This window comes from Pseudolysinimonas yzui (assembly GCF_014653215.1).
Lineage (GTDB): Bacteria > Actinomycetota > Actinomycetes > Actinomycetales > Microbacteriaceae > Pseudolysinimonas_A > Pseudolysinimonas_A yzui.
In genome coordinates, this window is sequence record NZ_BNAI01000001.1 from 487,816 (window position 1) to 509,992 (window position 22,177).

Consider the following 22,177-nt stretch of genomic DNA (forward strand, 5'->3'; position numbering starts at 1 on the left):
GCGTGGAGTCGGCGTCGTCAGGAGCCGACCTCCAGCTCGACGACGTCAGCAAGCGGTTTCCGGGTTTCACGGCGATCGAGGAGCTGAACCTCACGGTTCCCGCGGGGTCGTTCTTCGCGCTGCTCGGTCCGTCGGGCTGCGGTAAGACGACGACGCTGCGGATCGTCGCCGGGCTCGAAACCCCCACCACCGGTCGCGTGCTCATCGGCAAGGACGACGTCACCCGCACGCCCTCGTATCGCCGACCGGTCAACACGGTGTTCCAGAGCTATGCCCTCTTCCCGCACATGACGGTGCTCGAGAACGTGGCGTTCGGCTTGAAGCGGCGGGGAACCAAGAACGCGATCGCTCGCGCTCACGAGGCGCTGCAGATGGTCGAGCTCGACCACGTCGCGCAGCGCCGGCCGGCACAGCTCTCCGGCGGTCAGCAGCAACGGGTCGCCCTGGCCCGCGCGGTGGTGAACCGCCCGGCACTGCTGCTGCTCGACGAACCGCTCGGCGCGCTCGACCTCAAGCTGCGGCGACAGATGCAGGTCGAGCTCAAAGACATCCAGACGGATGTGGGCATCACCTTCCTGCACGTGACGCACGATCAGGAGGAGGCCATGACGATGGCCGACACGATCGCCGTCATGAACAAGGGCCGCATCGAGCAGATGGGGGCTCCGGCCGAGCTCTATGAGCTGCCGCGCACCGCGTTCGTCGCGAACTTCCTCGGCCAGTCCAACCTGTTCGCGGGCCCCGTGCTCTCGGCCAAGGGCGACACGATCGTCGTCGATGTCGCCGGCCGCAAGATCGCCGTGCCGCGCGAGCGGGCCCAACGCCACGCGGGCGACGTCACGATCGGCGTCCGGCCCGAGAAGCTCGTGCTGCACACGACCGAACCGGCCCCCGCCGCCGGCGTCAACCTGCTCGGACCGGGTCGCGTGCACGATGTCTCGTTCAGCGGGGTGAGCACGCAGTACCTCATCGCCGTCCCCGGGGTGGGTACGTTGACCCTCTTCGCCCAGAACCTCGTCTCCGGCCCGGTCGTCAGCGACGGGGCCGAGGTCTGGCTGACCTGGTCGGTCGACCACGGCTTCGGCGTGGCCGACGAGCCGGCCGAAGCGCTGCGGTTCGACCCCGACGATGACACCCAGGCGATCGCCATCGCGCAGCGGCGCCGCATCGAGGCCGAGCTCGAGGAGGCCTGATGGCCTTCGGGATGATCGGCACGTCCGACGCTCCCGCGGTCGCGGATGCCGCGCCCGGCCGTCGGAGCCCGGTCGCGCTGCTGTTGCTGCTGCCCGGCGTCGCCTATCTCGCGCTGTTCTTCGTCGTTCCGTTCGTGTCGCTCATCGTCACGAGCCTGAAGGCGCCCGACCCGTTCGGCGAGATCGGTCGGTACGTCTACGCGTTCCGCTGGGAGAACTACGTCGAGGTGATGACGACCTACTGGCCGCACATCGCGCGCTCGTTCGGCTTCGCGATCGCGGCGACGATCATCGCCCTGCTCATCGGCTACCCGATCGCCTACTTCATCGGCGTGAAGCTTCGGCGGTTCCCGCTGTTGCAAGCCCTCGCGCTCGTGCTCGTGATCGCCCCGTTCTTCATCAGCTTCCTGCTGCGCACCTTCGCCTGGAAGCAGATCCTCGCCGACGAGGGACCGGTGCTCGGGGTGCTGCAGTCCCTGACGATCCTCCCCGACGACGCCCGGCTCACCGGCACGGCGGGTGCGGTGATCTTCGGCATCGCGTACAACTTCATCCCGTTCATGACGCTGCCGATCTACACCTCGCTCGAGCGCCTCGACCTGCGGTACCTCGAGGCCGGCGGCGACCTCTACGCGAGCCCGGCGACGACGTTCTTCAAGGTGACCCTTCCCCTGTCGATGCCCGGTGTGGTGTCGGGCACGCTGCTGACCTTCATCCCGGCGGCGGGCGACTACATCAACGCCTCGAGCGACTTCCTCGGCGCACCCGACACGGCCATGATCGGCAACGTCATCGAGGCGAACTTCCTGCGCGTCGAGAACTACCCGGTCGCGGCGTCGCTCTCGATCATCCTCATGGGGGCGATCCTCCTGCTCGTCGGGCTCTACATCCGACGCGCCGGCACGAAGGACCTGGTATGAACTCGGATTTCGAATGAACAGGGGTCTGCGGCTCGGGATCGGCACCTGGGGTCTCGCCGTCTACGCGATCCTCGGGTTCGTGCTGCTGCTCACGCCGATCGTCTACACGATCGCGTTCTCGTTCAACGACTCGGTGAAGTCCAACATCGTCTGGCGCGGCTTCACCTTCGACAACTGGACGTCGATCTGCGTGGTCGAGAACGGCGCGGTGTGCGAGGCGTTCGGCACCAGCATCCTCGTCGGTGTCGTCGCGACTCTCGCGGCGACGGCCCTCGGAACCGCGATCGCGATCGCCCTCGCGCGCTACCGCCTGCGGTTCCGGGCCGCCGCGACGCTGCTCATCTTCCTGCCGATGGCGACCCCCGAGGTCGTGCTCGGCGCGGGTCTCGCCGCCCAGTTCCTCACCGCCGGCGTGCCGAAGGGGGTGGGCACGATCATCCTGGCCCACACGATGTTCTGCATCAGCTTCGTCGTGGTCACGGTGCGGGCCCGGGTCTCGAGTCTCGATCCGGCGCTCGAGGAGGCTGGGCGCGACCTCTACGCCAGCCCGAGCCAGGTCTGGTGGCGCATCACCTTCCCGCTGCTGCTTCCCGGAATCATCGCGGCCGCGCTGCTGTCGTTCGCGCTCTCATTCGACGACTTCATCATCACGAACTTCAACGCGGGTGCCGCATCCACCTTCCCCAAGTACGTCTACACGGCGGCCGCGCGTGGCATTCCGGCGCAGGCGAACGTCATCGCGACCGCCGTGTTCCTGCTCGCGATCGCCCTGGTGATCGGTTCGCAGCTGTACTCGGCGGGTCGGCGCAAGCGTCTCGCCCGCACCCCCTGAGGTTTCGATGACGGTCGCCGGCCATTTCGCCTGACCGGGAATCGCTCCCAGCTTGCGGGCGTTGGATGAAGGCATGGTGCGTGCAGTCGCGGCGACCGCTTACGGCGGAACCGAGGTCATCGAAGTCATCGATGTGGAGTCGCGGGCTCCCGAATCCGATGAGGTGACGATCGCCGTGCGGGCGGCGGCGCTGAACCGGTGGGATGCGAAGCAGGCGGCCGGGGCGGCGGGCACCGACCCGGCGAAACTGCCGGTGCGCCTCGGCAGCGAGGCGGCGGGCGTGATCACGGCGGCGGGAGCGGATGCCGTGAGCCTCGAGGGCGAGCAGCTCGCGGTCGGCGACGAGGTCTATGGCCACAAGCTCCGCGGCGCCCAGGCCTCCGAGCTCACGGTGAAGGCGGGGCTGTTGCTGCGGAAGCCCGCGCACCGGTCGTTCGTCGAGGCGTCGGGGTTGCTCTCCAACGGCACCACGGCAGTGCACGCCCTGGAGGCCGTGAGCGTGGGCGAAGGCGACACGTTGCTGCTGCACAGCGCGAGTGGTGCCGTCGGCTGGCTCGTGGCGCAACTCGCCCGGCTGCGGGGCGCTCGGGTGATCGGCACGGCATCCGAGCGCAACCATGACGAGCTGCGCTCCCTCGGCGTCGAGCCGGTCAGCTATGGCGAGGGACTGCTCGATCGGGTGCGTACGCTCGCACCCGACGGGGTCGACGCCGCGATCGACACCGTCGGCACCGACGAAGCCGTCACGGTGTCGCTCGCCGTGCTGCACGATCCGGCCCGCCTCGTCACGATCGCCAACGCACAATTCGAGGCGGTGCTCGCGGCGGGGGGACAGGCGATCGGCGGGGGAGCCGGCGCCGATCCCGGAACGGCCATCCGGGATGCTGCCCGCCTCACCCTCGCGAAGTTCTTCGCCGACGACGCGATCGGCGTCGATGTGGCGCGGACCTTCCCGCTCGAGGAAGCCCGCGCTGCTTACGAGTTGCTCGTCACCGGCCATGCCGGCGGCAAGGTCGTGCTGGAACCCCGGTAACCCGTCAGGCGGCGAGCCCGGCGAAGCAGGCGTCGAGCACGTCGACCGCGTCGGCGAGCTGCGCGTCGCTGATCGCGAGGCTCGGCAGGAACCGCAGCACGTTGCCGTAGGTGCCCGCCGTGAGCACGAGCAGACCGTGCTGGGCCGCCTCGGCCGCGATCGCGGTGACCGCGGCGGAGTCGGGGGCGTGGGTCACCGGGTCGCTCAGCTCGATCGCGATCATCGCGCCGATACCGCGCACGTCGGCGATGACCGGGTACTTCTGCTGCAATGCGAGCAACGCCGGCTTGAGGACGCCCTCGATGCGTGCCGCCTCGGCGAGGAGCCCGTCGGATTCGATGCGCTCGAAGACGGCGATCGCGGCCGCGCAGGCCACCGGGTTGCCGCCGAACGTTCCGCCGAGGCCGCCCGGCTGGGAGGCGTCCATGATCTCCGCACGACCGGTCACGGCGGCGAGCGGGAGGCCGCCGGCGATGCCCTTGGCGGTGAGCACGAGGTCGGGAACGAGGCCGAAGTGCTCGCTCGCGTAGTACGCACCGGTGCGCGCCATCCCGCTCTGGATCTCGTCGGCGATGAACACGATGCCGTTGGCGGTGCACCACGCCTGGAGGGCCGGGAGGAAGCCGGCGGCGGGAACGATGAAGCCGCCTTCGCCCTGGATCGGCTCGACGACGAGGCAGGCGAGGTCGGCGGCGCCGACGGTCTTCTCGAGGTACGAGATCGTGCGGGCCGCCGCGGCCTCACCGGAGAGACCGTCGTGCAGCGGGTAGGAGTTGGGGGCGCGGTAGACGTCGCCGGCGAACGGGCCGAACCCGAGCGAGTAGGGCATCGCCTTGAAGTTCATCGCCATCGTCAGGTTGGTGCGGCCGTGGTAGGCGTGATCGAGCACGGCCACGCCGGCACGACCCGTGTACTTGCGGGCGATCTTGACGCCGTTCTCGACGGCCTCAGCCCCCGAGTTCACGAGCACGCTCTTCTTGGCGTGGGTGCCCGGTGTGTGGGCGGCGAGGAGTTCGGCGACCCGCACGTACTCCTCGTACGGCGTGATCGTGAACAGCGTGTGGATGACGTCGCCCAACTGCTCCCGCGCGGCGGCGACGACGGAGTCGTCGGTGTGACCGATCGTGGTGACGCCGATTCCGGCGCCGAGGTCGAGGAACGCGTTGCCGTCGACATCCACGACGATGGCGCCGTGCGCCCGCTCGATGTAGACGGGCAGGGCCGACGAGACACCGTCGGAGACCACGGCGCGGCGGCGCTCCTGGAGTGCGATCGATCGCGGCCCGGGGATCGCCGTCACCACCTTGCGTTCTGTGGGAACTACGGTGGGGGCGAGCGTGTCGGTCATGCCCCTCAGTCTAGAACCGGGCTGTGGGCGACGGCTCGAGAGAGGAGACCCCGATGGATGCCGATCACCGCTTCGTGGCCTCCCTCGCCTGGACGGGAAACCGCGGCTCCGGTACCAGCGGATACCGCGACTACGGACGCGATCACGTCGTCTCCGTCGCCGGTAAGCCCGACATCCTCGGTTCGGCGGCCCGGGTCTTCCACGGCGACGTCGACCGCTGGAACCCCGAGGAGATGCTCATCGCGGCGCTCGCGCAGTGCCACCTGCTGAGCTACCTCTACGTCGCGGTCGCGAACGGGATCGTCGTCGAGTCGTATCGGGACGATGCCGAGGGAACCCTCGTCACGACGCCCGACGGCGCGGGCAGGTTCCGCGAGGTCATCCTGCGGCCCACCGTCACCATCTCGGCGGGCGATCCGCTGATCGCCGAACGCATCCACGCCGAGGCCCACCGGCTGTGCTTCATCGCCTCGAGCGTCAACTTCCCGGTGCGGCACGAACCGACGGTGCTCACCGGTTCCGCCGCGGGCTGACGGCTACGGGGAGACGGTGCCGGTGTCGTCGCTCGGGTCGAGGGCGCTGTACAGGTCGGCATAGTCGGCGTCGAGCGCGGTGAGCTGTTCGACCAGACCGTTGTACCGCGTGATCTCGGCGTCGAGCGCCGCACCTTCGGCGTCGATCTGGGCGCCACGAGCCACCAAGGCGGCGCGCTCCTGGTTGAACTGCTGCTGCGACGAGAACGACCCGTTGGCGGCCCGCGCGTTGAACGAGTCGACGTCGGCGTTGAAGTCGGCGATCGCGGCTTCGTAGGCCGCGATGCGGGCGTCGAGCACCGGGTCGAGCGCGTCGATCTCGGCGACGAGCGCCTCGATCTGGGCGCGGAGCTGGTCGAACAGCGCGGTCGCCTTCGCGTTCAGTTCCACCACTTTGGCGCGATCGTCGAAGTACCGCGCGAAGTGCGCTTCGAGCGCCGGCGGCAGGTCGGCGAACTCGGTGCCGAGCCGCGAATGCCACTCGTCGGCCTGCTGATCGGCGGCGTAGAGCTCGAGGTCGTCGAAGACCGGGTCGTCGTCGGGGATGGCGGCGATCGCCTCCTCGACGAGGGCGTCGATGCGCTCCCGCTCGTCGGGGCTGAGCCGCTCGTAGGCGGCGTGCAGCATCTCGTGGGCGGCCGTGACCTCGACGGTGCCGGCGAGACGGTCGTCGGTGACCGCGTACACATAGACGTTGCCCTCGTAGTAGCAGCCGAGCACCGCGCCGCCCTCGATCGAGCAGTGCTGGTTGAAGTCGTCGTCGTCTTCGATCGCGGGGGTGGAGGCGCGGTAGACGAGCTCGCCTTCCTCGCTCATCCCGGTGACGGCGGCGATCGCGGCGACGTCGTCGGGGAGAGGCTCCGACCAGGCGACGTACGAGTCGTGGAAGTGCTGGATGTTCGGCAGGGTCCAGGTGCTGGCCAGCAGCGCGATCGCCGAGACGACGCTCACCGCCATCGCCGCGAGCAGGAACGGCCATGGCCGGAGACGCCGGGGTTGCGAGGCCGTTGCGAACGGCGGCGGCGTCGGGTCGAGCGGCACCCCGAGGGGCGGCGGCAGCGTCACAGCGCGCCCAGCGCTTCCTCGATCACCCCGGCGGCGTCGTCGATCAGCGCTTCGCTGATGACGACGCTCGGCATGATGCGCAACACCGAATCCCACGATCCGGCGTCGAGGGGGATGACCCCGTTGCGCGTCGCATGTTTCAGCACGGCCGACAGCGCCTCGGGGTTGGGCTCTTTCGTGCCCGGCTTCACCAGTTCGACGCCGAACATCGCCCCCTTGCCGCGCACCTCGCCGACGACCGGGAATCGCTCTGGCCACCCCCCGATCCGGGCGAGCAGCGCCTTCTCGACACGCTGTGCTTCGGCGAGGAGCCCATCGCGCTCGATGATCTCGAACACCTTGAGCGCTGCAGCGGTCGACACCGGGTTGCCGCCGAAGGTGCCGCCGATCCCACCGGGCTGAACGGCATCCATGATCTCGGCCGTGCCGGTGACCGCAGCGAGCGGGAAGCCGCCCGCGATGCCCTTCGCGCTCGTCACGAGGTCGGGCACGACGCCGTGGTGCTCGATCGAGTACCACGTGCCGGTTCTGGCGATGCCGGCCTGGATCTCATCGGCGACGAAGACGATGCCGTTCTGCTCGCAGAACGTCTTGATCGCCGCGAAGTAGCCGGGGGCCGGGATGATGATGCCGCCGTCGCCCTGGATCGGCTCGGCGAAGAACGCGGCGACCTCGGAAGCGCCGATGTGGGTGACGATGTAGTCGATCGTCTTCGCCGCGGCCTCCTCACCGGAGAGCCCGTCGCGGAACGGGTAGGAGATCGGCACCGAGTACAGCTCGCCGGGGAACGGCCCCATGCCGGCGCGCTCCGGCCACGGGCGATACGTCATCGCCATCGTCAGGTTGGTGCGGCCGTGGAAGGCGTGATCGAGCGACACGATCGCCCGGCGACCGGTGAAGCGGCGCGCGATCTTGACGGCGTTCTCGACGGCTTCGGCGCCCGAGTTGACGAGGATCGAGTGCTTCTCGTGCGTCCCCGGGGTGATCTGCTGCAGTTTCTCGGCGACCCGCACGTAGTTCTCGTACGGTGTCACCGTGAACAGCGTGTGGGTGAGCTTCTTCGCCTGCTCGTAGGCCGCTTCGGCGACCTCGGGGTGGGCGTGGCCGATCGTCGTGACCCCGATGCCGCAGCCCAGGTCGATGAGCTGGTTGCCGTCGACATCGACCAGGATCGCGCCCGAGCCGTGGTCCATGTAGATGTTGGCGAGCGTGCCCGCGCCACGGCTCACGGAGGCCACCCGACGCTCCTGCAGGGCGACGGATTTCGGCCCGGGCAGATCGGTCACGAGCTTCCGCTCCTGCGGCACGCTGAATCCCATACCGGCAGCCTACGGCCGTGCGGCACCCGGGTCGGAGAGGATGGAGGGTGCCCATCCGACCCGGCCTGGCGGCCCTCGCGATCGCCGCTCTGGTGCTCGTCGGCTGCGCGGCTCGCCCGCTGACCCTCGGTCCGCCGTCGCCGACCCCGACGGACGACTCGGCCTGTGCGTCGCCGGGGGAGGCATCGGATGCGGTCGTCGTCTCGGGCGACCTCGGCAACTCCCCGGTGATCGCCGCCGACGGACCCTTCTCGGTGGATCGAGTCGAGCGCACCGTGCTCATCGAAGGTTCCGGTGACCCGGTCGCGCCCGGTGACCTGGTCGAGGTGGCCATCACGATCGTCAACGCGACGACGGGGGAGCAGGCACCCGGAACGGCGTCGGCACGGGTGCTGCTCGATGAGGGGGCGGTGCAACCGGGGCTGCTCGCGACGATCCTCTGCGCGACCCCGGGAAGCCGCATCGTCGGCGTCGTGCCGGCGGCGGAGGCCTTCGGCTCGGCCGGTCAGCCGGAGCTCGCGATCGGTCCCGACGACGACCTCGTGTTCGTCGTCGATGTGCTCGCGCTCGTGCCGTTGCAGGCCGACGGCGTCGCGGTCGCGTTGCCCGACGGCTTTCCCGAGCTGGGGCTCGAGTTCGACGCCGACGGGCGTCCGACCGTCACGATTCCCGCGGGCGACCCGCCCGGCACGCTCCTCAGCGCCACCCTGCTCGAGGGCACCGGTGCGGTGGTGGGCGCCGACGACGAGTTCCTCGTGCAGTTCCAAGGGGTGAACTGGCGCACCGGCGACGTGTTCGACGAGACCTGGGGGGATGCCCCGCGCTCCCTCGTCGACCTGCTTCCCGGGGTCGACGCCGCGCTCGTCGGGCGCGCCGTCGGATCGCGCGTCGTGGTGATCGTTCCGCCCGCCGACGGTTTCGGGTCGGCGGGGTCTCCCAGTTCAGGCATAGCCGGGACGGATACGGTGGTGTATGTGGTCGACATCCTCGCCACGACGCCGCCCGCGGCGTGACCGCTGTCGAAGGATTCTCGTTGCGCCGCTCGCTGATCGCCCTGCCACTCGTTCTCGCCTCCGCCCTCGTTCTCGCGGGCTGCACGGGCGGCGATGAGCCGACGCCCGACGCCACCGAGACCGATGGCGCATCGATCGGCGTCTGCGAGGCCCCCGGCGGCGACGCGGTGTCAGCTGTCGACGTCGCGGGTGACTTCGGCGCGGCGCCGACCGTCACGTTCGACGCGGGTCTCGAGGTCACGACGACCGAACGGGCCGTGCTCATCGAAGGCGACGAGGCCGAGCCGGGACAGTTGGTGTCCGCTGCCTACGCCCTCTACAACGGCACGACCGGTGACGAACTCGAGACGTACGGCTGGGCAGAGGGTGACCCGGCGACCCCGTTCCGCGCCGACTACGCGTCGCTCTTCGAGGGCTTCGCGAAGACCCTCGGATGTCTCGGCCCCGGCAGCCGCGCGGTGGGCGTCATCCCCAACGCCGAAGGCTTCGGCGAGCAGGCCGAGACGGTCGGCATCGGAGTCGACGACGTGCTCGTCTTCGTCGTCGACGTGCTGAGCGACAATGTCTGGTCGACCGACCTTCCCGTGGTCGGTGGCACGGCAGAGGCGCCGACGGTGACCCTGCCGGCCACCGCGCCGAAGACCGATCTGGAGATCGCCGTGCTCGAAGCGGGCGACGGGGATGTCGTCGGGGTCGCCGACTCGGTGACGGTGAACTATCTCGGCACGGCGTGGGAGACCGGGGAGGTCTTCGACTCGAGCTTCGCCAACGGCACCCCCGCGACCTTCGAGGTGAACGGTGTCGTGACCGGTTTCCGCGAGGCACTGGTCGGCCAGACGGTCGGCTCGAAGGTGCTGGTGACGATGCCGCCGGCGCTCGGCTACGGCTCGACCGAGGGACACGCGTTGCAGTTCTCGACGCTCGTCTTCTACATCGAGATCCTCGCCCTGAACCCCGACGCCTGATCCGGCCCCCGAGATGAATCCGCGGCGCGTCATCGTTCTCGGCTCCACGGGGTCGATCGGCCGGCAGGCGCTCGAGGTCGTCGCGGCGAATCCCGACCGGTTCGAGATCGTCGGGCTCGCCGCGGGCTCGGATCGGCGCGGTCTCGAGGCCCAGGCGGCGACGATCGGGGTGACCCGGCTGGCGCTCGGTGCCGACGAGGCCGTGCAGCTGGTGCGGGACACCCCGGCGGATGTCGTGCTCAATGGCATCACCGGGTCGGTGGGTCTGGGCCCGACGCTCGCCGCCCTCGAGGTGGGTGCGACGCTGGCGCTCGCCAACAAGGAGAGCCTCATCGTCGGCGGCGACCTCGTGAAAGCGGCGGCGGAGCCGGGGCAGATCGTGCCCGTCGACTCCGAGCATTCCGCGATCGCGCAGGCGCTGCGCTCCGGATCGGCGGGCGAGGTGCGGCGGCTCGTGCTGACCGCATCCGGCGGCCCGTTCCGCGGACGCACCCGGGCCGACCTGGCGACGGTGACTCCCGCGGAAGCCCTCGCGCATCCGACCTGGGACATGGGCCTCATGGTCACGACCAACTCGGCGACGCTGGTCAACAAGGGTCTCGAGGTGATCGAGGCGCACCTGCTGTTCGACGTGCCGTACGAGTCGATCGATGTCGTCGTGCATCCGCAGTCGATCGTGCACTCGATGGTGGAGTTCACCGACGGCTCCACGATTCTTCAGGCCTCGCCGCCCGACATGCGGCTGCCGATCGCTCTCGGGCTCGGCTGGCCCGATCGGGTGCCCGGGGTCGGCGTGCCGCTCGACTGGACCCAGGCTCAGACCTGGACGTTCGAGCCTCTCGACGACGACGCCTTCCCCGCCGTCGCGCTCGCGAAACGGGTCGGAGAGGCCGGCTCGACCTACCCGGCGGTCTTCAACGCCGCCAACGAGCAGGCGGTCGCCGCCTTCCATGCGGGGCGGATCGGGTACCTCGCGATCGTCGAGACGGTGGAGCGCGTCGTCGACCGGCACGAGCCCGGTGCGCTGACGCTGGAGGGGGTGCTCGACGCCGAACGCTGGGCACGGGCGGCCGCGGATGCCATCCTGGCGGAGTGAGATCGACTGACGTCCGACGCGGCCTCGCCGCGCTGCTGCTCGCCGCCGGCCTGTCGATCGCGCCCGTCGCGCCCGCGAGTGCCTGCGCCTGCGGCGGCGTCGCTCCGTCGCCCGGCTCGGAGGTCGCCGTCGGCGAGGAGCACGCGATCGTCTCGTGGCAGGACGGGGATGCGCGCAGCGGGGTGCAGCAGATCGACCTGCTGCTCGGGGTGCTGAGTGCCGAGGCCGAGACCGGGCTCATCTTCCCGACGCCCGCGCCGGCGACGGTCACCCTCGGTGATCGCGCCGACTTCGAGGCGATCGACCGGGTGACGACCCCGACCGCCGTCGAAGTGTACGACTGGTGGCAGGTCGACGCCCTCGGCGACGGCGGGTCCGCCGGGGCGCCGCCCGACGTGCTCGCGGTCGTGCAACTCGGCCCGATCGAAGCCGTCACCCTCGCGGCGTCGGACAGCGCCGGACTCCACGCCTGGCTCGACGGCAACGGCTTCGCCCTGGCGCCCGAGGTCTCCGCCCTGCTCGACGGTTACGTCGAGCGCGGGTGGTACTTCGTGGCGCTCAAACTGACGGGCGACGCGCCGCTCGACGGCGGACTCGATCCGCTGCGTTTCACCTTCGCCGCCGAGCACCTGGTGTACCCGCTCGAACTCTCGAGGGCCGCGACGGCGCCGCAGACCGTGCGGCTCTACGTCTTCGACGATCACCGCCAGCGCGTGTCGTTCGCGGGAGGGGGAGCACCCGTCGCGGCGTTCACCTCCTGGGCGGCCCCGGTCGTCGGCACCGAGGTGGAGCGGTTCGGCGACTACCTCACGGTCGTCGAGCTCTCGTTCGCCGAACCCGGCACGCAGATCCTCGGCGACCTGGAGTTCGCCGACACCCTGACCGACGAGACCACGGGCACCGAGTACCGGGTGAGTGTGCCGCTCGGCCTGTTCGGCATCCCGCTCGGCTGGGTGCTGGTCGGCGTCGGAGTCGCCGCCGCGATCGGCGTGCTGCTGGTCGTGTCGATCGTCGGGGCGAAGCGCTCCTAGGGCTTCTTGTCCTTGTCGCTGTGACCCGGGGCGTTCCCGCTGTTGCCCGGGGCGTCGTCGGGCGTCGGAGTGGGTGTGGGCGTGGGCGTGGGGGTCGGGGTGTCGGTCTGCACGTCGGCGGGCGGCGCGTCGTCAGGGGACGAACCCGATGTGAGTGCCGGGATGCCGACGAGAAGCGCCGCCACCACGACGACCCCGGCGAGCACCGCACCGAGACCGGCGAGCAGCACGCCGAGGGGGAGGCGACGGCGCTCGCGTGGTGGCCGCGGGGGAGGCGGCAGCACAGCGCCCGTCATCCGTTCGGTGGGCGCATCCGTCGCCATCCGCTCGGTGGGCGCCTCGGCCGAGGTGGCCGCGAGCACCCGGGTCGCGGCGGGTTCACCGAGTTGGAGCGCGACCTCGGCTGCGCTCGGGCGATCGTCCGGGGCGAGGGCCGTCATCCGGGCGAGCAGGGGTGCGTCTGCGGCGAGGGCGGGGTCGTCGAGCGCGGGCGAGCGCACGAGTCGAGCGCCGAGCACCTCCTGCGCCGACCCGGAGAATGCGGGGCGCCCGGTCAGGCACTCGATGAGCACCAAGCCGAGGGAGTACACGTCGGAGGCGGGCGTGACCTCATCGCCGCGGGCCTGTTCGGGACTGAGGTAGATCGCCGACCCGACGACCGATCCGACGGTCGTCGCTCGGGATCCGCCCATGGAGTGGGCGATGCCGAAGTCGAGCAGGCGGGCTTCGGCGGGATCGGGATCCGGCGGGATCATGATGTTGGCCGGCTTGACGTCGCGATGCACGATGCCCGCCTGGTGCGCGGCGGCGAGTCCGCTGGCCGCCGCGGCGCCGATCAGCCGGGTCTCGACGGCCGACAGCGGGCCGCGTGCGATGCGCCGGGCGAGCGTCTCGCCGTCGACGAGTTCCAGCACGAGATACGGCGGGGTCGCGTCGAGGCGGGCATCGAAGAGGGTCACGATCGCGGGATGCCGCAGGCCGGCGAGCGCTCGCGCCTCCCGTTGCCGCCTCCCGATGTCGTTCAGGTCGCTTTCGGGGCCGTACACCTTGATCGCGACGGAGCGACCGAGCTCCAGGTCGTCCGCCCGGAACACCGTCGCGGTTCCGCCGTCGCCGAGCCGCTCCTGGAGCACGTATCGCTCATGGAAGGTCTGTCCGACGTCGGGTGCCTGCACTCTCCCATAGTGTCCGACTTCGCCTGCGAGCACAGGGGCCTTGCAGTCCACTCCCAGCCGCGCTAGGCACGCTGCCGTACGCTGACCGGGTGGAATCCGCGCTGCTTTACATCCTCGGCGTGGTCATCGTCGTGGTCGGCCTCATGATCTCGATCGGGCTGCACGAGATCGGTCACCTGGTGCCCGCGAAACTCTTCGGGGTGCGGGTCGGGCAGTACATGATCGGCTTCGGCAAGACCCTCTTCTCGAAGCGGGTCGGCGAGACCGAGTACGGGCTGAAGACGATTCCCCTCGGCGGTTACATCTCGATGGCCGGGATGTACCCGCCCGAACGCAAGGGCGGCAAGCCGCGCACGGCATCCACCGGCTTCTTCGACACCCTCGTGCAAGATGCCCGCACCTCCGCGCACGAAGGGATCCCGGCGGGGGAGGAGCACCGCACCTTCTATCGGCTGCCGGTGCCCAAACGCATCGCCATCATGCTCGGCGGGCCGTTCATGAACCTCCTGCTGGCGTTCGTGTTCTTCGGAATCGTGCTCGTCGGCTTCGGGATTCCGCAATCATCGACGACGGTCGGTGTGGTCTACGAATGCGTGGTCCCGTCGAGCAGCACGCAGACGGAGTGCACCGACGACGATCCCGTCGCCCCCGCGGCGGAGGCGGGACTCCAGCCCGGTGACCGCATCGTCGCGATCGACGGGCAGCCGATCGCCGCGTATACCGAGGTCTCGGAGATCATCACGGCGGCGGCCGGACGTGAGCTCGACATCGAAGTGGTGCGCGACGGCGAGACCCAGACCCTGGCCGTGACGCCGCTGCTCACCGAACGACCGGTCTACGACGCCGACGGTCAGCCGGTGCTGAACGCCGACGGGTCGCCCGTCACGCACGATGTCGGCTTCATCGGCATCGGTTACGCGACGCAGAACGTGCAGCAGCCGGTGACGGCGGTTCCCGGCTTCGTCTGGGATGCTGCGGGCCGCATCGGGTACTCGATCGTCACCCTGCCGGCTCGGGTCTACGACCTCGGCGTGTCGACCTTCGGCGGCACCGAGCGCGACCCGGAGGGCATCATCGGCGTCGTCGGCATCGGTCGTCTCGCCGGCGAGATCACGAGCCTCGACACGCTGCCCGTCGCCGACCGGGCGGCGAGCATTCTCAGCCTGCTCGGCGGGCTCAACCTGGCGCTCTTCCTGTTCAACCTCATCCCGCTGCTTCCGCTCGACGGCGGCCACGTCGCCGGCGCCCTCTGGGAGGCGATCCGCCGCGGGTTCGCGAAGCTGTTCCGGCGCCCCGACCCGGGCCCCGTGGACGTCGCCCGCCTCATCCCCCTCACGATGGCCGTCTCGGGGGTACTCGCGGTGCTGACGCTGTTCGTGCTGTTCTCCGACATCGTGAACCCGATCAGCCTGTTCTGAGCGCGGTGGCCCGGTACGCGGGAGCGCGCACCCGTATGTGCGGAATTGCACAGGGGGAGCCGTAGTTTCGCCCAGGGCTCTGCGTTAGCGTTCAAAACGATCCCTGACGAACCCGCCGCTCGATGTCGAGCGCGCTGTGCGGGGCGCCGAGGCACCACCAGCACCATCACGTTCTGCATCACACCTACGAAGGAGTAACCGTGACCAGGAAATCCAGTTCTCTCGTCGTCGGCGGAATCACCGCCGCGGCGCTCGTCCTCACCGGTTGTGCCGGGGGCCCTCCGGCTCCGGACGGCTCCGCCCTGAGCGACGGCAAGGTGACCATCGGCATCCTCAACGACCAGTCGGGTGTGTACCGCGACCTGTCCGGCCCGAACACACGCGTGGCGGTCGACATGGCGATCGCCGACTACCGCGAGAAGTACGGCGACGAGGCGGTCGCCACCGAGATCGAGGTCATCACCTCCGACCACCAGAACAAGCCCGACGTGGCCAACACGCAGGCGCAGCAGATGTACGACCGCCGCGGTGCCGACATCATCCTCGACGTGCCGACCTCGTCGGCGGCTCTCGCAGTGGCCGAGGTCGCGGCGGCGAAGGAGCGACTGTTCATCAACGTCACCGCCGCCACGATGGAACTCACGGGCGCCTCGTGCAACCCGTACACCTTCCACTGGGCGTACAACACCGAGATGCTCGCGAAGGGGGCTGCCGGTGTCGTGGAGGACGGCGGCGAGAGCTGGGCGATCGTCTACCCCGACTACGCGTTCGGCCAGGGCATGAACGCGTCGTTCACGGCGGCCGTCGAGGCGGCGGGCGGCGAGGTGCTCGAGAGCATCGCGACCCCGTTCCCGAACGACAACTTCTCGACGTTCATCACGCGCGCCGCGGCACAGGATCCTGACGTGATCGGGATCATGGCCGCCGGCGGTGACCTGATCAACTTCGTCAAGCAGTACAACCAGGCGGGCATGCAGGAGTCGACCACGCTGGCGGTCGGCCTGATGTTCATCACCGACATCCACTCCCTCGGGGTCGACCAGTTCTCGGGCACGACGTTCACGGACGCCTGGTACTGGAACTACGACGAGCAGAACCGTGAGTTCGCCGACCGGTTCACGCAGCTCACCGACACCCGGCCGACGTTCGCCCACGCCGGCAACTACTCGGCGGCGCTCCAGTACCTCGAGGCGATCCAGCGGGCCGGCACCGACGACGCCGACGCCGTGATCGCGGAGCTGGAAGGCGCGGAGCTGAACGACCTGTTCCTGCGCAACGGCGTGGTGCGCAGCGACCACAGCGTCATCCACGACTCCTACGTCGCCCGCGTCAAGGCGGCCGACGATGTCGAGGAGCCGTGGGACTACGAGGCGATCATCGCGACGATCCCGGCCGAGGACGCCTTCTCGGACGTGAACCCGAACTGCTCGATGTAACCTCGCCCCCCAACGATGTCAGGGCGGCTCGAACGAGAGCCGCCCTGACATCAGGAAGTGACAGTCTCGCCTCATGGATGCTTTCGTCCAGTACACGCTGCAGGGCCTGGCGGCCGGCGGGTTCTACGCGCTCGCCGCGCTCGGCCTCGCCGTCATCTTCGGTGCGCTCAACGTCGTCAATTTCGCGCACGGCGCGTTCTACATGCTCGGGGCCGTGCTCACCGCGGTGCTGCTCGATGTCGCCGGCATCGGCTTCTGGTGGTCGCTGCTCATCGTGCCGGTCGTGCTCTTCGGGTTCGGCATCCTCGTCGAACGGGTGCTCGTGCGGTGGCTGCTCGGGTTCGACAACCTCTACACGTTCCTGTTGACCTTCGGGATCTCGCTCGTGCTCGTCGACATCATCAAGCTGCGCTACGGCGTCTCGGGGCTGCCCTACGAGCAGCCGGCGGGACTCGGCGGCCTGCTGAGCATCGGGCCGATCCAGCTCCCGGTCTACCAGTTGTTCGTCTTCGTCTTCTCCGTCGCGGTCTGCGCCGGAGTGTGGCTCCTGCTCGCCAAGACGCGCGTGGGCATGATCGTGCGCGCGGCGACCGAGGAGCCCGACCGGGCCCGGGCCCTGGGCATCAACGTCAGCCGGTGGGTGACGCCGGTCTTCGGGTTCGGGGTCGCGCTCGCGAGCCTGGCAGGCGTCCTCGCGGCACCGTTCCGGGCGATCACCGCGACGATGGGGTCGAACTTCATCATCATCCTGTTCGCGATCGTCGTGATCGGCGGGCTCGGCTCGATCCTCGGCGCCGTCGTCGCGGGATTCCTCGTCGGCCTCGTCGAGGCGTACGGGCAGGGTTACGCGAGCACGTTCTCGCAGATCCTCATCTTCATCCTCATGGCGGTCGTGATCCTCGTCCGACCGGCCGGGCTGTTCGGACGGAGGGAGTCGGTATGAGCGCCACGTCCCGCATCGCGCCTCCTCGGGGCGGCCTCGACGCCTTCCCGGCCCCGTCGCGCGCCACCACGATCAGGCGGATCGTCTGGCTGGCCATCGCGCTGGTCGCGGTGCTCGCGCTTCCCTGGTTCGTCTATCCGCCCGTCGCGATGGACATCGCCGCCTGGGCGCTGTTCGCGATGTCGGTCGACCTGCTGCTCGGCTACGGCGGGTTGCTCTCCTTCGGGCACGCGGCCTTCTGGGGCTCCTCGGCCTACTTCACGGGGTGGATCGCGTCGCACCTCGGCCTGCCGTTCCCGCTCGCGATCCTGCTCGGCGCCGTCGCCGCGATGGTGCTCGCCGTGCCGATCGGGTTGCTGTCGGTGCGCCGCTCCGGGATCTACTTCGCAATGGTCACCTTGGCGTTCGCCCAGATGATCTACTTCGTCGCAAACCAGGCGAGCGTCGTGACCGGCGGCGAGAACGGCCTGCAGGGGGTGCCGAAGACCTTCTTCGGCATCGAGGCGATCGAGACCGAGTCGTTCTACTTCTACTACGCCGCCATCCCGATCATCATCTTCGGAGCCTTCGCGTGCTGGCGGATCGTGCACTCCCCGTTCGGGCGGGTGCTGTCCGGCATCCGCGACAATCCGGCGCGCGTGCGGGCGCTCGGCTACGACGTCGAGCGCTACAAGCTGATCGCCTTCGTGCTGTCGGCGGGCATCGCGGGTCTCGCCGGCGGCGTGTTCGCGATCAGCCACGGCTTCGTCTCGCTCCAGGAAGTGGACTGGACGACGTCGGGCAAGGTCGTGCTGATGACGGTGCTCGGCGGCATGGGCACGCTGTGGGGCGGCGCGATCGGCGCCGCGATCATCGTGCTCCTCGAGGACTACCTCTCGAGCGCCGGGTTCGACGGGATCGGCATCATCACGGGAGCGATCTTCATCGTCTGCGTGCTGCTGTTCCGCAAGGGCGTCTGGGGCACCGTCGCCGGGCTCGTCGAGCGGATCCGCGGTCGGCTCCCGGCGCGACGACGACCGGACCCGGATGACGGCATCGACGCCCCCGACTCGGTCACGGCGACCGACACCCCCCACGACGAGTCCCAGAGTGAGGCCCCGCGATGAGTGCACAACCGGCGGTCGACGCGACGGATGTCGTGCTCCGCACGCACGGGTTGACCAAGGTGTTCCGCGGCTTCACCGCCGTGGACGCCGTCGACCTCGAGGTGCGGCGTGGCACGGTTCACGCCCTCGTCGGACCGAACGGGGCGGGCAAGACGACCCTCTTCAATCTGTTGAGCGGGTTCCTCAAGCCCACGTCGGGAACGATCGAGCACGAGGGGCGCGACATCACCGGTCGTCAGCCCGAAGAGATCGCCCACCTGGGTATCGCGCGGTCGTTCCAGATCACGAGCCTCTTCGACAAGCTCACGGCGCGGCAGCACCTCGAGCTGGCGCTCGGCAGTCCGACGGGCATCGGGTACCGGTTCTGGCGTTCGGAGAAGCGGCTCGCGCGTTTCGAGGGGCGCGCGATGGAGCTGCTCGACGAGGTGGGGATGGCCGATCAGGCGAACCGGGAGGTCGGGCACTTCGCCTACGGCCAGAAACGCGCGGTCGAGCTCGCTCTCGCTCTCGCCCTCGATCCGAGCCTGATGTTGCTCGATGAGCCGACGGCCGGGATGGGCGTCGAGGACGTCGACCGCACCATCGCGCTCATCGCCCGCATCGCCCGCGGCCGGACGGTCGTGTTCGTCGACCACAACATGCACGTGGTCGGCAGCCTGGCCGACCGAGTGACGGTGCTCCAGCAGGGGGCTGTCCTCGTCGAGGGCAGTTACGACGAGGTGCGCACCGATCCGAAGGTCATCACGGCATATCTGGGGCAGTCGCATGTTTGAGGTCTCATCGCTCTCCGCCTCCTATGGGGAGGCCGCGGCACTGCACGACGTGTCGCTCACGATCGCGCCGGGCGAGGTCGTGACCCTCGTCGGGCGCAACGGCGCGGGCAAGACGACGTTGCTGCGCTGCCTCATGGGCCTTCATCGCCAGTACACCGGAGGGATCACCCTCGACGGCCGACGGATCGACGGGCTCACGCCCGATCGGCGGGCGAGGGCCGGCGTGGGGTGGGTGCCCGACGATCGGGGGATCTACGCGACGCTGACCGTGTTCGAGAACCTGACGCTGCCGCCCATCGTCGGCCCTGACGGCTGGTCGCTGGAGAAGATCTACGACGTCTTCCCGGCCCTGCGTGACCGACGCGGCTCGATGGGGACCCAGCTCTCCGGGGGCGAGCAGCAGATGCTCGCGATCGCCCGGGTGCTGCGCAGCGGCTCTCGGCTCCTGCTGCTCGACGAGCCGAGCGAAGGCCTCGCTCCGGTGATCGTGCAACGGATCGCGGAGATCATCCGCGAAGCCAAGCAGCACGGCGTCGCGGTGCTGCTCGTCGAACAGAACGTCAAGTTCGCCGCGACGGTCGCCGACCGGCACTACCTGCTCGCGCAGGGCCGGGTCGTCGAGAGCCTCGACAACGCGGAGTTCCAGCGACGCGAGACGGAGTTGCTCGCCCACTTGGGCATGTGACCTACGTCGCGGTGACCTGCGCGCCGCTCGTCCCGAGCAGCGCCGGGCGCACCTCTTCGAGCCGGTCGCGCAGGGCATCCAGGTAGGCGGTGACGAGGGGGAGCCGGTACACGTCGGTCGGGGCGACGAGCCAGTACGGAAGCCGGGGGCCGATGAGTTCTGGGAGAACGCGCACCAGGTCGGGCTCCCGGTCGGCGAGGAACGCCGGAAGAAGCCCGAAGCCCGCGCCCGCGCGGGTCGCCTCGACGTGCACGAAGACGTTCGTGCTCGTGACGGCGTCGACCATGGCGGGCACCTCGTGGCGAGCGTCGTCGAGCACATCGACCTGGAGCATCGACTCGATGAAGTACACCAGGGGCGCTCCGTCGAGGTCGGCGAGCTCGCGGGGCTCGCCCGCGGCGGCGAGGTACTCGCGCGACGCGTACAGCCCGAGAACGTAGTCGGCGAGCCGGAAGGCCTGGGCCCGGCGCACCTCCGGTCGTCCGACGACGACCTCGAGGTCGACGCCCGAGCGGTGGGGCGATGCCTGCCGGGTCTGCGCCACGATCTGCAGCGAGATCCCCGGATGACGGCGACGCAGCGCTGCCATCGCCGGCGCCGCGATGAAGGCGCTGAACCCGTCGGTGGCCGAGAGCCGGATGACGCCGCTCACGTCGGCGTCGTCGCCGTCGAGCCGGGCGAGAGCCGCTTCGACCCCCTCGGCGGCGGCGGCGGCGCGCTCGCCGAGCGGCGTGAGCCGCCACCCGGAGGACCCTCGCACGATGGCGCGAGCACCGAGCGCGAGCTCGAGCGCCTCGATGCGCCGGGCGACGGTGGTGTGGGTCACGCCGAGCTGCCGGGCGGCGGTCGTGTACCGGCCCGACCGGGCCACGGCGAGAAGGACGAGAAGGTCGTCGGCGGTGACGCTCGCGGAGGAGAATTGCGCACTCATATGTGCAGAATTGCACAGTTTGATCGGTAGTGGGAAGAGATTCTCTGCGTTAGCGTTCGAGCGCGGGTCAGACGAGGATCGTCGACCCGCCCGAGACCTGACGTCTGCTCAGTCTCGTCTTCCTCCGACGTAGCAGGAAAGGCAATCACATGCGAGTCACCACACGGCGTCTGACTCCGGCGGCGATCATCGTCGCCACGGGAGTCATCCTCGCGGGCTGCGCCCCGACCACCCCCGGCGGCGATGTCGAGGTGGGCGCCCCCGTTCCCGTCGCGATCATCACCTCCCAGACCGGACCCCTCGCGGCGTATGGCGAGGCCTACCTCAACGGGTTCGAGGCCGGGCTCGACTACGCGACCAACGGCACCGGAACCGTCGACGGCCGCGAACTCGACATCACCTACCTCGACGACGCCGGCGACGCCGACAAGGCCGTCACCCTCGCCAAGGACGTCATCGGCCAGGGCACCCAGATCATCGCGGGCACCGCGTCGTCGGGCATCGCGCTCGCGCTCGCCGAACAGGCCGCCCAGAACGAGATCCTCTACATCTCCGGCCCGGCTGCGGCCGACGCCATCACCGGGGTCAACGAGTACACCTTCCGGTCGGGACGCCAGACCTACCAGGACGTCGCGACCGCCGGCACGTTCATCGGGGACCCCGACGGCAAGTCCGTGACGGTCTTCGCCCAGGACACCGCCTTCGGCCAGGGCAACGTGGCCGCCGTCGACGCGGTGCTCGGCGCCCAGGGCGCGACCGTGACGAGCGTGCTCGTTCCGGAAGACGCCACCGAATTCACCCCGTTCGCCCAGCAGGTGCTCGGCACGGGCGCCGACCTGGTGTTCGTCGCCTGGGCCGGGGCCACCTCGGGCGCGATGTGGCAGGCGCTCAGCCAGCAGGGCGTGTTCGACGAGATGCCGGTCGTCACCGGGCTCGGCGACATCGCCACCTACGGCGCGTACGGAGCGGCGAGCGAAGACATCTCCTTCCTCTCGCACTACTTCGGTGGCGCGGCGGGCACCGACGCGGAAGCCGCGATGATCGCGTCCCTCGAGGAGGCCGGCCACGAAGCCGACCTGTTCTCGCCTGACGGCTTCACCGCCGCGCAGATGATCGTGCAGGCGGTGCGCGACGGCGATGACACCGTCGACGGGATGATCGCGGCGCTCGAGGGCTGGGAGTTCGACGGCGTCAAGGGCGGCTACACGATCCGCGCCGATGACCACGCGCTCATCCAGCCGATGTTCCAGGCGAAGCTCGTCGCCGACGGCGACTCGTTCGTGCCGGAACTCGTCGAGGTCGTCGACGCCGACACCGTCACCCCGCCCGTCGCGGGCTGACGTACCGAACGACCAGGAGTCG

At 69.8% G+C, this 22,177-nt stretch carries 21 protein-coding genes; 16 read left to right on the forward strand and 5 right to left on the reverse strand.

Features of this window, described 5'->3' with window-relative positions; genetic code table 11:
• The first annotated feature begins 2 nt into the window (after window positions 1–2).
• The 4 genes from IE173_RS02500 to IE173_RS02515 all read left to right on the forward strand — a co-directional run bounded on the left by IE173_RS02500 (window position 3) and on the right by IE173_RS02515 (window position 3,978).
• A complete protein-coding gene (locus IE173_RS02500) occupies window positions 3–1,193 on the forward strand; it encodes an ABC transporter ATP-binding protein (protein WP_191281785.1) in 1,191 nt (396 codons plus the stop codon).
• Window positions 1,193–2,113 (forward strand): ABC transporter permease, encoded by a 921-nt coding sequence (locus IE173_RS02505; RefSeq protein WP_191281786.1) that lies wholly within the window; start codon window positions 1,193–1,195, stop codon window positions 2,111–2,113. The genes IE173_RS02500 and IE173_RS02505 overlap by 1 nt, the downstream gene beginning before the upstream one ends.
• Before the next feature lie 13 nt (window positions 2,114–2,126).
• Window positions 2,127–2,945, forward strand: a complete 819-nt coding sequence (locus IE173_RS02510; RefSeq protein WP_191281787.1) for an ABC transporter permease — start codon at window positions 2,127–2,129, stop codon at window positions 2,943–2,945.
• 73 nt (window positions 2,946–3,018) lie between these two features.
• Window positions 3,019–3,978: an NADP-dependent oxidoreductase gene (locus tag IE173_RS02515; protein WP_191281788.1), complete on the forward strand. Its 960-nt coding sequence runs from the start codon at window positions 3,019–3,021 to the stop codon at window positions 3,976–3,978.
• 4 nt (window positions 3,979–3,982) lie between these two features.
• Here the strand turns inward: IE173_RS02515 and gabT are convergent, their stop codons facing one another.
• Entirely contained in the window at window positions 3,983–5,326 is a 1,344-nt protein-coding gene (gene gabT, locus IE173_RS02520) for a 4-aminobutyrate--2-oxoglutarate transaminase (protein ID WP_191281789.1), read from the reverse strand.
• A 53-nt stretch (window positions 5,327–5,379) separates the two neighbouring features.
• Between gabT and IE173_RS02525 the strand changes: the two genes are divergently transcribed.
• On the forward strand, window positions 5,380–5,859 hold the full coding sequence (locus tag IE173_RS02525) for an OsmC family protein (protein ID WP_191281790.1): 480 nt from the start codon (window positions 5,380–5,382) through the stop codon (window positions 5,857–5,859).
• 3 nt (window positions 5,860–5,862) lie between these two features.
• Here the strand turns inward: IE173_RS02525 and IE173_RS02530 are convergent, their stop codons facing one another.
• Both IE173_RS02530 and IE173_RS02535 read right to left on the reverse strand, forming a co-directional pair.
• Window positions 5,863–6,924 (reverse strand): hypothetical protein, encoded by a 1,062-nt coding sequence (locus tag IE173_RS02530; RefSeq protein ID WP_191281791.1) that lies wholly within the window; start codon window positions 6,922–6,924, stop codon window positions 5,863–5,865.
• A complete protein-coding gene (locus IE173_RS02535) occupies window positions 6,921–8,243 on the reverse strand; it encodes an aminotransferase class III-fold pyridoxal phosphate-dependent enzyme (RefSeq protein ID WP_191281792.1) in 1,323 nt (440 codons plus the stop codon). Before IE173_RS02535 ends, IE173_RS02530 begins: the two co-directional genes overlap by 4 nt.
• A gap of 47 nt (window positions 8,244–8,290) precedes the next feature.
• Between IE173_RS02535 and IE173_RS02540 the strand changes: the two genes are divergently transcribed.
• From IE173_RS02540 to IE173_RS02555, 4 genes are read left to right on the forward strand one after another with little or no spacing between them, the layout of a single operon-like run.
• Complete coding sequence (locus IE173_RS02540) at window positions 8,291–9,256, forward strand: FKBP-type peptidyl-prolyl cis-trans isomerase (protein WP_191281793.1); 966 nt, start codon at window positions 8,291–8,293, stop codon at window positions 9,254–9,256.
• A gap of 20 nt (window positions 9,257–9,276) precedes the next feature.
• On the forward strand, window positions 9,277–10,221 hold the full coding sequence (locus IE173_RS02545; protein ID WP_191281794.1) for an FKBP-type peptidyl-prolyl cis-trans isomerase: 945 nt from the start codon (window positions 9,277–9,279) through the stop codon (window positions 10,219–10,221).
• A 13-nt stretch (window positions 10,222–10,234) separates the two neighbouring features.
• A complete protein-coding gene (gene dxr / locus IE173_RS02550; protein WP_191281795.1) occupies window positions 10,235–11,317 on the forward strand; it encodes a 1-deoxy-D-xylulose-5-phosphate reductoisomerase in 1,083 nt (360 codons plus the stop codon).
• Window positions 11,314–12,348 (forward strand): DUF2330 domain-containing protein, encoded by a 1,035-nt coding sequence (locus IE173_RS02555; RefSeq protein ID WP_191281796.1) that lies wholly within the window; start codon window positions 11,314–11,316, stop codon window positions 12,346–12,348. Before dxr ends, IE173_RS02555 begins: the two co-directional genes overlap by 4 nt.
• Here IE173_RS02555 and IE173_RS02560 read toward each other — a convergent pair.
• Window positions 12,345–13,523: a serine/threonine-protein kinase gene (locus tag IE173_RS02560; RefSeq protein ID WP_191281797.1), complete on the reverse strand. Its 1,179-nt coding sequence runs from the start codon at window positions 13,521–13,523 to the stop codon at window positions 12,345–12,347. The two genes, IE173_RS02555 and IE173_RS02560, sit on opposite strands and share 4 nt — an antisense overlap.
• Window positions 13,524–13,612: 89 nt before the next feature.
• Here IE173_RS02560 and IE173_RS02565 point away from each other — a divergent pair, with 89 nt between their 5' ends.
• The 6 genes from IE173_RS02565 (at window position 13,613) to IE173_RS02590 (ending at window position 19,884) form a co-directional block, all read left to right on the forward strand.
• Window positions 13,613–14,941, forward strand: a complete 1,329-nt coding sequence (locus IE173_RS02565) for a M50 family metallopeptidase (RefSeq protein ID WP_229841831.1) — start codon at window positions 13,613–13,615, stop codon at window positions 14,939–14,941.
• A 200-nt stretch (window positions 14,942–15,141) separates the two neighbouring features.
• The gene (locus tag IE173_RS02570; RefSeq protein WP_229841832.1) at window positions 15,142–16,377 is read left to right on the forward strand and encodes an ABC transporter substrate-binding protein; all 1,236 of its coding nucleotides are present in this window, start codon (window positions 15,142–15,144) and stop codon (window positions 16,375–16,377) included.
• A 73-nt stretch (window positions 16,378–16,450) separates the two neighbouring features.
• Window positions 16,451–17,320 carry a branched-chain amino acid ABC transporter permease gene (locus IE173_RS02575; protein WP_191281799.1) on the forward strand — a complete coding sequence of 290 codons (870 nt, stop codon included), beginning with the start codon at window positions 16,451–16,453 and terminating at the stop codon, window positions 17,318–17,320.
• Complete coding sequence (locus IE173_RS02580; protein ID WP_191281800.1) at window positions 17,317–18,426, forward strand: branched-chain amino acid ABC transporter permease; 1,110 nt, start codon at window positions 17,317–17,319, stop codon at window positions 18,424–18,426. The genes IE173_RS02575 and IE173_RS02580 overlap by 4 nt, the downstream gene beginning before the upstream one ends.
• Window positions 18,423–19,199, forward strand: coding sequence for an ABC transporter ATP-binding protein (locus tag IE173_RS02585; protein WP_191281801.1), 777 nt, complete (start codon window positions 18,423–18,425; stop codon window positions 19,197–19,199). Before IE173_RS02580 ends, IE173_RS02585 begins: the two co-directional genes overlap by 4 nt.
• Entirely contained in the window at window positions 19,192–19,884 is a 693-nt protein-coding gene (locus tag IE173_RS02590) for an ABC transporter ATP-binding protein (protein ID WP_191281802.1), read from the forward strand. The genes IE173_RS02585 and IE173_RS02590 overlap by 8 nt, the downstream gene beginning before the upstream one ends.
• Before the next feature lies 1 nt (window position 19,885).
• Here IE173_RS02590 and IE173_RS02595 read toward each other — a convergent pair whose 3' ends face one another.
• Window positions 19,886–20,815 (reverse strand): LysR family transcriptional regulator, encoded by a 930-nt coding sequence (locus IE173_RS02595; protein ID WP_191281803.1) that lies wholly within the window; start codon window positions 20,813–20,815, stop codon window positions 19,886–19,888.
• Between the two features lie 149 nt (window positions 20,816–20,964).
• On the opposite strand from IE173_RS02595, the gene IE173_RS02600 reads away from it, so the two are divergent.
• Window positions 20,965–22,155 carry a substrate-binding domain-containing protein gene (locus IE173_RS02600; protein WP_191281804.1) on the forward strand — a complete coding sequence of 397 codons (1,191 nt, stop codon included), beginning with the start codon at window positions 20,965–20,967 and terminating at the stop codon, window positions 22,153–22,155.
• Window positions 22,156–22,177: the final 22 nt, after the last annotated feature.